This is a genomic window from Nocardia jinanensis, assembly GCF_014645735.1.
In the GTDB taxonomy this organism is placed as follows: Bacteria; Actinomycetota; Actinomycetes; order Mycobacteriales; family Mycobacteriaceae; genus Nocardia; species Nocardia jinanensis.
Genome location: NZ_BMMH01000004.1, coordinates 437,038 through 449,449, shown reverse-complemented (window position 1 = coordinate 449,449; position 12,412 = coordinate 437,038). Strand labels below are relative to the sequence as shown.

Annotated in this window: 14 protein-coding genes; 9 read left to right on the top strand and 5 right to left on the bottom strand. The window is 62.4% G+C overall.

Annotated elements, in window-relative coordinates:
- Window positions 1–134: 134 nt before the first annotated feature.
- Window positions 135–854 carry an HAD family hydrolase gene (locus tag IEY68_RS13295; RefSeq protein WP_058856910.1) on the top strand — a complete coding sequence of 240 codons (720 nt, stop codon included), beginning with the start codon at window positions 135–137 and terminating at the stop codon, window positions 852–854.
- On the opposite strand, the gene IEY68_RS13290 is transcribed toward IEY68_RS13295, so the two are convergent.
- Window positions 848–2,224, bottom strand: a complete 1,377-nt coding sequence (locus IEY68_RS13290) for a helix-turn-helix domain-containing protein (protein ID WP_058856911.1) — start codon at window positions 2,222–2,224, stop codon at window positions 848–850. The genes IEY68_RS13295 and IEY68_RS13290 overlap by 7 nt on opposite strands.
- A gap of 382 nt (window positions 2,225–2,606) precedes the next feature.
- Here IEY68_RS13290 and IEY68_RS13285 point away from each other — a divergent pair, with 382 nt between their 5' ends.
- The 5 genes from IEY68_RS13285 to IEY68_RS13265 all read left to right on the top strand — a co-directional run bounded on the left by IEY68_RS13285 (window position 2,607) and on the right by IEY68_RS13265 (window position 6,152).
- Window positions 2,607–2,909: a hypothetical protein gene (locus IEY68_RS13285; protein WP_058856912.1), complete on the top strand. Its 303-nt coding sequence runs from the start codon at window positions 2,607–2,609 to the stop codon at window positions 2,907–2,909.
- Window positions 2,910–2,988: 79 nt separating this feature from the next.
- A complete protein-coding gene (locus IEY68_RS13280; RefSeq protein ID WP_058856929.1) occupies window positions 2,989–4,368 on the top strand; it encodes a hypothetical protein in 1,380 nt (459 codons plus the stop codon).
- A gap of 8 nt (window positions 4,369–4,376) precedes the next feature.
- Window positions 4,377–4,949: a class IV adenylate cyclase gene (gene cyaB / locus IEY68_RS13275; RefSeq protein WP_189094232.1), complete on the top strand. Its 573-nt coding sequence runs from the start codon at window positions 4,377–4,379 to the stop codon at window positions 4,947–4,949.
- Between the two features lie 76 nt (window positions 4,950–5,025).
- Window positions 5,026–5,751 (top strand): hypothetical protein, encoded by a 726-nt coding sequence (locus IEY68_RS13270; protein ID WP_156426410.1) that lies wholly within the window; start codon window positions 5,026–5,028, stop codon window positions 5,749–5,751.
- Entirely contained in the window at window positions 5,673–6,152 is a 480-nt protein-coding gene (locus tag IEY68_RS13265; protein WP_058856915.1) for a hypothetical protein, read from the top strand. Before IEY68_RS13270 ends, IEY68_RS13265 begins: the two co-directional genes overlap by 79 nt.
- Before the next feature lie 180 nt (window positions 6,153–6,332).
- Here IEY68_RS13265 and IEY68_RS13260 read toward each other — a convergent pair whose 3' ends face one another.
- Both IEY68_RS13260 and IEY68_RS13255 read right to left on the bottom strand, forming a co-directional pair.
- Window positions 6,333–7,649: a hypothetical protein gene (locus IEY68_RS13260; protein WP_156426411.1), complete on the bottom strand. Its 1,317-nt coding sequence runs from the start codon at window positions 7,647–7,649 to the stop codon at window positions 6,333–6,335.
- A gap of 172 nt (window positions 7,650–7,821) precedes the next feature.
- Window positions 7,822–8,352, bottom strand: a complete 531-nt coding sequence (locus IEY68_RS13255; RefSeq protein WP_058856917.1) for a DALR anticodon-binding domain-containing protein — start codon at window positions 8,350–8,352, stop codon at window positions 7,822–7,824.
- Between the two features lie 188 nt (window positions 8,353–8,540).
- On the opposite strand from IEY68_RS13255, the gene IEY68_RS13250 reads away from it, so the two are divergent.
- Entirely contained in the window at window positions 8,541–9,074 is a 534-nt protein-coding gene (locus IEY68_RS13250; protein WP_058856918.1) for an NUDIX domain-containing protein, read from the top strand.
- Here the strand turns inward: IEY68_RS13250 and IEY68_RS13245 are convergent.
- Window positions 9,071–9,415, bottom strand: a complete 345-nt coding sequence (locus tag IEY68_RS13245) for a hypothetical protein (protein ID WP_229718751.1) — start codon at window positions 9,413–9,415, stop codon at window positions 9,071–9,073. The genes IEY68_RS13250 and IEY68_RS13245 overlap by 4 nt on opposite strands.
- A gap of 487 nt (window positions 9,416–9,902) precedes the next feature.
- On the opposite strand from IEY68_RS13245, the gene IEY68_RS13240 reads away from it, so the two are divergent.
- The gene (locus IEY68_RS13240) at window positions 9,903–10,412 is read left to right on the top strand and encodes an O-acetyl-ADP-ribose deacetylase (protein WP_058856919.1); all 510 of its coding nucleotides are present in this window, start codon (window positions 9,903–9,905) and stop codon (window positions 10,410–10,412) included.
- Window positions 10,413–10,600: 188 nt separating this feature from the next.
- Here IEY68_RS13240 and IEY68_RS13235 read toward each other — a convergent pair whose 3' ends face one another.
- Complete coding sequence (locus tag IEY68_RS13235; RefSeq protein WP_058856920.1) at window positions 10,601–11,038, bottom strand: hypothetical protein; 438 nt, start codon at window positions 11,036–11,038, stop codon at window positions 10,601–10,603.
- A 218-nt stretch (window positions 11,039–11,256) separates the two neighbouring features.
- Between IEY68_RS13235 and IEY68_RS13230 the strand changes: the two genes are divergently transcribed.
- Window positions 11,257–11,853: a hypothetical protein gene (locus IEY68_RS13230; RefSeq protein ID WP_058856921.1), complete on the top strand. Its 597-nt coding sequence runs from the start codon at window positions 11,257–11,259 to the stop codon at window positions 11,851–11,853.
- Window positions 11,854–12,412: the final 559 nt, after the last annotated feature.

The window sequence follows — 12,412 nt, the reverse complement described above, 5'->3', positions numbered from 1 at the left end:
ACAGCACGGCACCGGCAAGGACCCACCTGGAATTTCTTTCGTGAGCGACGGTAAGCACCGAGGACCCTGCGTACGCATGACGGATCGGTCACCGCAGCCTCGTAGGTTCTGATCGGGTCTGTCAGAATCCTCTCATGACTGCGGCGCGCCCGGGACTCGTCATCTGGGATATCGACGGCACCCTGATCCCTGCCGACCTGAGATGGCTCCGAAGGGCTATCTCACGTACTTACGCTTTAGCGGAGCCCGATGTGGTTTTCCCAGCAGCACGAGTGCACGGGTTCACCGACGAGTCGATCGTTGTCGAAGCAGCTGTTACGTCGGGTATCCCGCAAGAACTGGCGCAGGCCGGCGTTGCTCGCTTCCACAACGAACTGGCGGAGGTGATGTCCGAAAGCGAAGCGGAGCTGGCGCGAGACCAACCGGCCTATGCCGGTGCGGCCGAGTCGATCGCAGAACTGGACAAACTCGGGTTCGTTCAAACCGTCTTGACCGGTAACTTGCGATCTGCGGCAGAAACCAAGCTGAGAGTGGCCGGCCTGGATTCGCTCCTGCGACTCGACCTTGGCGCTTACGGCTCGGATTCCCGGGACAGGCTGGAACTGCCTGCTGTTGTCGCCGACCGATATCTCAGCCAGTTCGGAAGCCCGCTTGCTATTTCGCAGACTGTGGTTGTAGGTGACGCTCCGAACGATATCTATTGTGCTCGGCATGCCGGCTTTCGGGTTATCGTCGTAACGCACCGTATGAAGCACAGCGAATTACTGGAACACTCTCCCGATGAGATCCTCGATGCCTTGGATCCGGACTCGGTTGTCTCCGCGGTCCAATCACTGACCGGTGCCGCTCACTGAATCTCGGTACTTCGGATCCGTTCCCGGAGCGCCCGGACAGGCTGCTCGTTGCGCCACGGTGTGGTTCTCTCGATTGCCCGATGTGCACGTTCGATACCACGTTGGTTACCCATGGCAACGAGACTGCTGTGGGTTTCTCCGAGAATCCGACACCCCTCTTCGAGTTCTCCGATCTGGTTGTATGCGCTCGCCAGGTCGACCTGTGCGGCGAGCCCCACATTCCGGTTCCCGTCTCCAGTTGTGCTCAGTGCCGCGTCGAGAGCAACGATGGCTTTCCGGGGCTTGTTCAGGAAGAGCCAGCAGGTGCCTTCGTAAACAAGAAGCCGACTCGCATCCCAGTCACTGAAAAGCCCAGTACGGTCAACTTCATCAATGTCGTCAACAGCGCGCCGTGCGCGAGACAGAGCGTCCTGGCACTCCCGATCAAGCTCGAGCACCGCATATGCCTGGGCAAGCTCGGCGCCTATTCTTGCCCTGGCGGCAGGCGGCAAGCTATCTGTCATCGTTGCAGCGTCTCTGAGTATCCGCAGACCAATGATTACGTCGCCGTCCGAGCCGATCAGCGTCGCCGCATCCGACCGCAAGTTGCTTTCGAATATTCGAGCCACCCCTCCGATGACCGGATCACGCATGCTGTCTGCCAGCTTGCGAGCAAATGCGCAGTGCGAGAGCGCCATCGCACGATCGCCGACAGCACTCCATACTCGACTTGCGACAATGGAGGTCTCACCCAGCAGTGATCCGAGTCGTTCTTTCAGCCGGCTGTCGCTCGTACTCCGGAACAGGGCCGAAACAGTGTCCCGGTGTGCTTCGATGGGACCGAGGAGCGCACCCGGCGCCACGCTTTGGCGCTGACTAGCCAGCAGACGGGTCATCTCGACGAGACTCGTGATCGCATGTTCGGACATCTGCTGCGACCGAAGGTATGCACCGATCTGTTCGCGATCCAGTGGCATGTCTACATCTATCGCCTCCGATAACGCCCCTGGATGAATGCGCGGGCCGAAGACGCCCATGGGCACACACTCACTTTGCTCACCCGCAGAACCCGCTGTGTCTGCTCGGCTAACGTCTCGACGGGTGACTTTCCGCTCTTGCTTGATCCGGTCGTGTACCGCCATAAGCTCACCATCAGCGTCGAGCCCTGCATCTATGGCCGCAACAAGATCTCGGGAAGGCAGATTCGCGTCCTCCCACTCGGTCATGGACACGTACTGACGCGTATACCCGATTCGCGCTGCGAGTTCGCGCTGGCTCAACCCCGCCGCCTGTCGCCGACGTTTGATTTCGCGCGCAAGTTCATCGGCCACCTGCGCGCGCTGACGATTGTTGTCGGGCACCGCTACCCGTTCGACGTTCCCCTCCTGCATGACTCGATTCTGGTGGAAAGTCCGCACCGGCAAGTCTCTTTCAACAGTTTTGCCACCTTTCTTGCCATGCGGTTCCACCGCTGTTCTGGGACTGACAGCCCACCGAATCGATCTCGAGGGGAGCAGCAATGAGAACCACCGATGCCCGCGCCGTGACCGGATTTTCTCCGGACGAAGTGTCTTCAGTTGCTGCGGCCGGCAGACCCGGTAAGAACAGCCAGTCCACGACACTGCATGATCGCCAGACCCGCTGTCACAATCACCGCATCCTTCTGGAACGGATAGTTACAGGGCTCCGCGCGCTACACGACACCGACCCAATAGGTCCTTTCCATACTGACCTTCCAATCCGCAACTACGCGCGGCCTGATCAGGCGGCGCCATGAACTACTCGATCGCGTTCGGCTGGATCGACTACGACGTCAGCCATGCTCCCGAATGGGATCGCGCCCAGATACACCGCCTCGCCCGCCACCTTGGGTACCACCTCGTGTGGCCCGACGAACGGTCGGTGCTTCGGGTGGCCGACCAGGCGCGCAACGCCCGGGCCGACCTGATGATCTTGCCTGCGCCCGACCACCTGAGCCCGCTAGAACTCAACGCTGTCATGGACGTGGCCGATGTGGAAACCGTGGTACCGCGCCTCAGCTTCGCACGCTGGGCATTCGCAAAGGTGAGTCCATGAGCGCCACGGTGGCAATCGGTTTCGCCATCGTGATCGGACTACCGCTGCTGGTGATCGCGGCGACGATCTGGTGGCCGTGATGATCGGAGCACCGAACCACTTCGCGCATGTGCACAAGTCGGCCGCGACCTATCTCGACGTCGCCGCCAATGACCACGGCGACGAGAAGGGACTACTCGTATACCGGGCGTTGCAACGCGTCGAATCGCCTGAACCGCATCTCGTCGAGATCGGCCCGGGTGGCGGCGCTGCCGTCGACTACCTCGCGACGCGGGCAGCCGAGGAGCCACGCCCTGTACAACTCACCCTGGTGGAGGCACCCGGAGTCTCCTCGACCTCGCTCACGGACGCGATCGGACGGTTCAACACGGTCGGGTCGTGCGTGCTGGTGCACGGATGGGCTCAGGACATCGGGCGACTGTTGCGCGAACCGGTCGACGTGATCAGCGCGTCGGCCCTGATGCACGAGGTCTACTCCTACGGTGGCGCCTACTCCGGACTGCACACCTTGATGCGGACCCTGCCGACCGTGCTCCACCCCTACGGTTACTTCGTCTACCGCGACGTCTACGCCGTCGCCGCGCCGAGCCTGCACGAGCGGGTCATGCAGTCCTACAGCTCACAGTCCTGGTTGCAGTTCTGGCGCATGTTCGTCCCGCACTACCTGCGTGAAGGTACCCATCCCTATCACCATCACGACGACGAGGTCGTCGCCCGGCAGAACTCGCGCATTGTGCCCGTGGCCGAACTGGATACCCGGGTGTGCGCGGTGATCGAAGGGCCGGTCGGGCTGTTCCGCGAGGTCCAACGGCACTACATCACCTGCCGCGACCATGTCTGGCGTTCCGGGATCCTCGGATTTCGGCCGGTTCTCGACGGACCACTATCCGGAGACTGGATCGACTTCCGGACCGGCCACAAACGAGTGCACTACACCCTGACGGAATCGGATCGCATGCCGTCGATACAACGGGCGAACGTCCTCGCAGTGAGTGAACCGTTCGACGATCATCACGTGATCGACGGAGATATCTTCGACGCAGTCAGCGACGTAGCCCTGATGGCATTCATGTCCGCGGCCGAACAGGGCGCCGACGACTGTGTCCGAACCTGGGATTCGTGGCTGACCCGGGAAGGCCGCGAGACCTACGCCTACCTCACCGTCGACGAACTGCTTTCCGCGTTCGCCGTGCACTCGATCAACGCCCATCCCACCCAAGACCTGGTCTTGATGCCGGTCTCGGCCGATGATGTGTTCACCCGCGACCGCCGCTACTACAACCGATTCCTCACCCACCGCCTATCGAACCCGCTCGTCGACGCGAAGCAGATGGTGCTGTTCCAGAACATCCCGCTGAGCGACACCGAAACCTTGCAAAGCGCCCTCGGCACCCTGCAATCGATCTGCTCGAAACCGACACTTGCCCGACTGCACACGGCAATTCACTGGAAAGGATGATCTCCCGCATGGACCTGATCGAGGTCGAACGCAAGCGCGAACTCGCCGACAGCGAAACCCTGAGCCGACGCCTCACTGAACTCGGCTACTGCGAAATCAGCTCGCTGACCGAAGTCGACACCTACTACAGCCGGCCCGACGTCGACTACATGGAAACTGTCGAATGCCTGCGCGTACGGCAGCGCGATGGGTCGGCCGAGATCACCTACAAACCACCGTCCAGCACAGCAACCCATTCGGATCACGGCGTAGTCGCGAAACAGGAGAACAACGTTCAGCTCGCCGGCCCCGGCGAGGTGGGCGCGGCGAACGCACTACTCACCGCGGTTGGAATGATCGAACTTGTACGAGTCGAGAAGGCACGCACCACCTACCGGCACCCAGACCGTCACGACACGGTCGTAAGCATTGATCTCGTCGCCGGTGTCGGCGCCTTCGTCGAAACCGAGGTTCTCGCTACCGACAGCGACGGCGCAGCCGCACATCTCGAGGACATCGAATGGGAGATCGGCATTTCCGCTAACCCGATCGTGCGTCTCCCCTACCGGGATTTGGTAATGCGCGCGCAACCAGCAGTATGACGGATGCGGCAAGCAGCGAAAGTGCGCGCTGCGCGCGCTCGCTTTCGCCTTGCGCATTCCGCCGGAATTTCTCGGATTGGCCGACCTACCCCTCCGCACAGTGCGGTTGGCCGCCCACGCCGCTATCGTCGGCGTCACCCCAGCGCCGGACGAGGAGACCGAACCCATGCGTCGTCGCACGCTGCTGGCCGGCCTGGCCGGCACCGTCACCGCTCTCGGCATCACCCCGCCACCGTCGAGGGCGGTAGCGGCATCCGACCCGCTACGCGTGCTGGAGCGTGCGCTGCTGGCCCCGCCCGCTCCCGGCATCCCGGTCGATCTCGGGCAGCTCGGCCACCGGATCGCCGCCGGACAGTCGATGTTCGGCCGCGGGCACTACACCGAACTCGCCGCTGGACTACCCCGCCTGCTGTCGGACGCGGCGGCAACCCGCGCCACGGGCACCAGCACAGACGATGTCGCCGAAGCCGGGGCAGTCCTCGCTCGTGCCTACGTGCTGGCGGCCAGGCTGAGTGTCAAGCTCAGCCACGATCAACTCGCCTGGACCACCGCCGACCGCGCGATGCAAGCAGCCGACGGTAGTTACGACCCGCTGACCCGAGTCGCGGCCCATCGGTCATGGGCGATCGTGCTGCGCCGCACCGGATACACCGACACCGCAACACGGTTGGTCCTCGACACCGCGACCTCGTTACAGCCGGAACTTCACAGGGGGAATACCTCGTGGCGTATGGGTCACTGCTGTCGACCGCGGCATACACCGCTGCGGTCGACGGCGATCGCGAGTCCGCCCGAACGCTAATCACCGAGGCATCACACACCGCTGCCCGGCTCGGCCACGAGCGTCCGCGTTCCATCGTCGGATTCGGATCCGGCACGGTCGGGCTGTACCAGGTAAGTATCGCCAGAGTCCTCGGCGACTCCGGGGCAGCGATCGACGCGGCACGTCGGATCGATCCCGCAGCGATTCCGCTGGCCGAAAGCCGCGCCCGCTACTGGTCCGACGTAGCCCGCGCATTCCACCAGTGGGGCAAACCCGAACAGTGCTACCGGGCGCTGTGTGCTGCCGAACAAGCCGCTCCCGACGAAGTCCGCTACCGCAAACCCATCCAGAAGATCACCGCAGACCTGCTACAACACCCGCAGGCTGCGACACTGCCGGGCCTACTGGTCTTCGCCGAGCGCACCGGCACGCACACGTAGTTACCAGGCCGATCCGAAAACGGTGGCATACCCTCCCAATCAGGGTGGCGTGGCAAGAATGAGCACATCGAGCGCCGGCAAATCGTCCCAGCGGCACCGCAACACCAGGTGGTATCAACACCAAAATTGCGAAGTATCGCGATCCACACTGGACTAGGCCGCGATGCACCGCCCCGGCGGTCACCTATCGGAATCCGATCCAATCTTGTAAGCTCGGGCCAGGTTGCCATAAGGACTCAGCTCCCAGTCTACTGATCCACGGATGTTTTCCCCAATATCCTGAGCGATTTCCGCACGACCAAGCTGCGAGAATACGGTGACCACGAGTGCCATCTTCATAAATCTAGCCAGAGCACTTGCGTGGTCTTCATTGAAATCATCGATGGTTGGGCGCGTGTCGTCAGGATGTCCTTTCCGCTGCAACTGGCGATGCTTCAACTTGTTGTAGGTATTCCATGCCAGACCAACCAAAAATTCGGAATCAGAATCCGAATCAGTAGCTTCAGAAACGAATTGACATATGCGCTCACGAACTTTACCCTCGTTGTCCATATTTGCGACAACATGCTCCCACGCAGTACCCAGCAAAGTAATCTGATACCTACTAGCTACCCGGCTTGCCAATATTTCGGTGAGCACCTCAATGACATGTGGAGTCTCGAGCAGCTTGAAGATGAAGTCGTGAATTAATTCAAGACCGGCCGGGAGCTCTGAGATATCAACACGGATAGAGGGACGCCCATCCCAGGTCTGTACCCAGCCAGTAAGCGCCGCGTTAGACCAATCGGCGGCGAATCCAGGGACCGCAATGAGCTGGACACCGTCGACCGCAGCGGCACCCTCTACGTACGCCAGCAGAATGCGCACCGCCTTGGCAACCAGCTTTACCTCCTCGAATTTCATCGGGCGAGTCAGATCCAGGCCAAGCGTCAGGCGCTCCTCCGAAGAGTTAGCAAGAGTACCCCGAAAACGATCATCGAAATGCGCCGACATCCGATATAATGAAACGGTAGCCGAAGAGCCCACGAATACATCTGCGCCTTCAAAGCGTGAATAGTCCAGATCCGAGATTATTTTCCCCCCGAAGGCGATTGGAATTCCACTTCCCAGACGAAATGTAGACGCAACCGATTCAGGCACGAGCTGGAAAAGAATCTTTCCAACCTTATCGAGAAGTGAGCATAGGTCGAGTGCCTCGCTGTCGACTTCACCCCCGACCGGATTCATCGATACAAATAGATCGGATGCTGCGATATTGAGCTGATCGTACTCAATCGATACCCGCCCCCCATACAGGAGGAAGAGATGCCCACGGCAGAGACCGCTGACATTCACCGGGAGGCCGCCCCACATCTCTTGTATCGACTCCGTACGTAATACAAACCGACCCGTTTCATTACTCCGCGCAAGAAACCCGACCGATTCGCTTCGAGCTCCACCACCCACAAATCGAACGATACTGCCGTCTTCTCCAGGTATCTCAGCAGTAGCCTTCATGCTTTCACCTCATTTCGACATGGGGTCCTCACCCGCCGGGCCGCACCGAAGCTGCTCTACCCTGCCCAGCGCGAAGGCCATTCGACACCTGAATCGCTTAGAGCGCAACCCATTTGCAATGCAGCGCAGACATATCGGCGAATCGGCCGAAGTCAGTGAACCAACGAACATTTCACTCCGGCGAGAGCGTCGAATCCAGTCCCGATTCATCACCGTTGGAGACAATGTCTGCCGAGTGCAGCACCGGCCCAGTTCGTGTGCGGGCGGCGATGCCAGTCGGCTCTCCAGAGCCTCCAGCACTGGTGTCGCGGCCCCGGGCGGATACGTGGGGTCGGCGACCGCAGAACAGGCAGAACAGCACCGGGATCTTCTCTCCTGGCCAGAGCCGCTCCGGCGCGGCGATCCCCAGCAGTCCGAGGCCGTGGCCGAGGGTTCGGGCGGTCAGCTGGGACAGGGCGAGGCGGTTGCCGCGGACGGGTTCGGGGGCGGTGAGAACCGGGCAGGTGTCGTAGAAGCCGGTGAACGCGCGGGCGAGTTCGTAGAGGTAGCCGGCCAGACGATGGGGTTCGAGCGTGGCGACCTCGTCGATGACCGTTCCGTACCCGTCCAGAGTTAGACCGAGTTCCCGTTCAGCGGGCTCGAAGGTGATACTCAGGTCCACCGAAATCCCGTCGAGGCCTTCCGCTTTGCGCAGAGACGACATCGGTCACAACTCTCTCGCCACGCCACCGGCTGATGCGATGTGGCGGCGAAACGGACCGACTCAGGTGCACAGCTTCGGTAGCGTCTCGTGAGGTTGCGCAGGGCGGCCGTTGTCGAGCCAGAACACCCTGCCGCCTCGACCTGCATTTGTCCGTCTACCGTCGACCTGGCTTCGCTACCGTCGGGAGTGTGAGCGATACCCAGTGGACGATCCTCGGTGAGTGTGTGGTTGACGAGAACCGGCATATCAGGTTGTCGACAGCGGAGATTCGTCTCCCTGATGGGACGCAGTTCACCCAGTACGTAGCCCGGATGCCACGGTGCGCGATGACGTTGGTACTCAACGACGACCGCGAGGTGCTCCTGATGTACCGGCACCGGTGGATCATCGACCAGTGGGTGTGGGAGCTACCCGGCGGCTATGTCGACCACGCCGAAGACGTGAGCGCCGCAGCCGCCCGCGAAGTCGAAGAGGAAACCGGGTGGCGTCCGCGCACCATGCGACACCTCGTGACCTATCAGCCCGCCATCGGCACCCTCGACCATCCCCAAGACATCTATCTCGCCCACGGCGCCGACCTCACCGACACCCGGCCGGATATCAACGAAACCGAAATGATCCGGTGGGTAGCGCTCGACGAAGCGATGCGGATGATCGACCGCGGCGAGATCGTCGGCGCCGCGACCGTAGTCGGTGTGTATCGGGCCCTCAGTCTGTTTTAGCGTGGTCGAGCGCGGGCGGCACCTTCCGGCCACACCACATCCACGGCCACCCCAAGTTCCCGCGCCAGCTTCACCACGCTGCCGGTACCACCGGCCTCTCCACCTTCCCCATCCCACACCGCGACCAGCCGGTCAGCCGACCCGAGCAGCGCCTCGTTCGCCGCCTCATACGCCTCCCGTCCGGCCTCTTCGAAATCCATCACCCGCACTTCGGACGCACGCGCCACCAGCTCATCGAACACCGGCGCATGATCGGGTTTCACCTTGGCTTCGCGGTAGTTCCGAGAGGGCAGCACCACCTCGAGCCGGCCACCGGCCTCGAGCACCGCTTGCGCGAACACCGAATCGGCTCCCCGGGCGATACAGCTCACGCCCACCAAATCGGGAACCTCGGCGAGGCGTCGAGCTATCTCTTCACGGACCAGCACCGCGGTTTCCTCAGTTATGTTCATGTGCCCGGTCACAGCGACCCGCATTAGTTCACTCCTGTGCATTGACCACCGGGCGCATCCGGTCGCCGCAGCTCAGCAACCGCGACATTCTTCTTCGCCCGCTCTGTTCGTTTGTAGAGCTTGCCGACCTCGACCCGCACCCGATCCGACCGGGTCTGCTCGACAACGTCCAACGCATCATGACCTACCCGACGCATCCTCCACCTCGCCCTGGATCACGCGCGCCTCCGCGAGCCCGAGACGATCCAGCGCGGTACTGCGAATTCGGCCGAGCCGGCTGCGGTGGTGTTACGGCGAATTTCGACGTCACTTCGGCTCGGTGATCGGTACGTATATCCGATGGCGTCGCGATCGGTCATGCCAGCACAATGGACCGATGACGCGAATGGAGGCAGTGCGCGGGGACATCACCGAACAGCAGGTCGACGCGGTGGTCAACGCCGCGAATTCCTCGCTGCTCGGTGGCGGTGGCGTCGACGGCGCCATTCACCGCAAGGGCGGACCCGAGATCCTGTCGGAGTGCCGAGACCTGCGCGCCGCGCACCTCGGCAAGGGGCTGCCGACCGGACAGGCGGTGGCGACGACCGCAGGACGACTGCCCGCGCGCTGGGTGATCCACACCGTGGGCCCGGTATGGTCGGCCACCGAGGACCGCTCGGCGTTGCTCGCCTCCTGCTACAGCGAATCCCTGCGCGTGGCAGCCGAACTGGGCGCCGAGACCGTGGCCTTTCCCGCGATCTCCACCGGCATCTTCGGCTGGCCGATGGATGATGGTGCCCGAATTGCCGTCGAGACGGTGCGTGCCGCCGAAACGGCCGTCGGATACGTGCGGTTCGTGCTGTTCGACGAGCGAGCACTCGCGGCCTTTACCGCAGTACTGGAATAGCATCCACCACCTTTGGCCGAGCGTCCCGCGCGAATCAGGAAATCGAAGCGGCCATCCGGATGTGGCGCGATCATTACACCGTCGAGACAGAAGCAGCTCGACGCGGTACTGAGTATTGCCGACGTCGAGACAGTGCTACCGAGGCATCTCCCAGCGCTGGCCATCGACGGCCTCAGCCTTTCGAAGACTTATCCGGCCTTCTGGGCCCGCGCGTGGACCTCGGCAACGAGCCGCCACAGTTCATCCGGACTTACCTCACCCGGCCGGTACTGAATCGCGACGTACAGGGTGTCCGCGGTCAAGGCCCACTTGACGAGACCATCCGTCGTCGTCGTGATGAACGCATGCTCACCGTAACTGCTGCGGCGATCCTCGGGAGCCGGCTCGTAGTGGAAGGACGGCTCCGGATACAGATCGGCTTCCCCGGCGACTTCACGTTCACCGACCGGAGCGTCCCGGGTGCTGACCAAGATACTCCCGCATACGTCGACCGATTCCGTTGACGGACGATACAACACGCAGAAGAAACGATCGGGTTCGTTCTCGTCGACGACCTTCGGATACAGCGCTTCGAACGCCGCAGGCAGTGCGCCATCGAGTGCGCCGGGACGATGCAGGGTGGTCACGTCTGCGGGGTGAGATGGTGACACCGAGGTCCTTCTGGTGTGTCCGAGGGGGTGGCAGGCTCCCTGCCGCCCCCGGCGACTGCGAGTGACATAGTGGCACACGCACGCACGTTGATTGCCGGTCGGGCAGCATCATCCGACACAACGGTGTGCTGTCGAGGTCGGGTACGCGGTGATGATGTCTCCGTTGGAGTTCGGCTTACTGCGGGAGGAGCACTGTGGGTGACTGGTTTCAGACGATCGTCGACAAAGACGTGTCGGCGCAGAACGCGCAGGCGCTGGCAGCGAACGTACTCGACTGGTTGATCAGTACCGGTGTAGTGGTGGCCGAGCGGGATGACTGCGTGCTGGGCGCGGAATCCGGTCACCGTCCTGGTCCGGCTGTTGCGACGGTGGTTGCTTCGACAGCGGGGGATTCGTCTTTTCGGGACCTCTGGACCAACGGTTTGGCGATCGTCGCCGAACGCTCCGTGTTCGATGCAGGACAGGGTGATCCGATAGCGGTCAGCTGCCCACGTTGCGACTCCACAACCCGGATGGTCGATGACTGCTATGAACTCATCCCTGAGGTCTGGGAGCTGTTCGGCACGGGCATTCACGCCTGGGAGGAAGGCCGGGACGATGTCGCTGTGACGTGTCCGTCGTGCGCACAGCGGGTGGAACCGGCCGACTGGATCTGGGCCGATGATTACTTCGCACTCGGGCACCTGGGTTTCAGGTTCTGGAACTGGCCTCCGTTCCGGCCGGACTTTCTTGCCGAGTTCGGCCGGCGTCTGGGCGATCACCGCATTGCGCTGGTCGAGGGCAAACTGTGAGCCGAGGCCGGGCCTGCTGATCGTGGTCTCCGACGAGGTCGAGTGTGCGGGCGACGGGGCAGGCGGGGGCGGTCGAGAACTCCACCACGGCGATCGCGGTGCCGTCCTCGGACGGCACCGTTGCCTCGATTCGGAACACCTCCGGACCATCTCCGGCTGCCGGGTAGCTTGCGACAGCCGGTGCCGCATGCTTTTCGGTCCACTCGAAGTAGAGGACCGGGACGATCGGTGCTTCCACCATCACGAGCGTGCCTCGTGACTTCGCGTCGGCCTTGGCGTTGATCAGCTCACTGAGCACCAGCCTCGGGTTGCGTTCCTGCCGGGTCGGTTGCTCGGAGAATATCAGTTCACCGTCCAAGGGCTGATCCGTGAATGGTGGTACATCGATGCGAGGCGCGGAGCCCTTCGGCACGGCCGAGGAGGCGATATCGACCTTCGGGATCCCATCGGCGGTCTGGGGATTCACTGCCCGGTTTGCCTGTTGTAGTCGGCCTGTTCGATCGGTATCCGGTGCCTCGGCCTGATCTGCATATTGACAGGCGGACATCGCCGAGGCGCA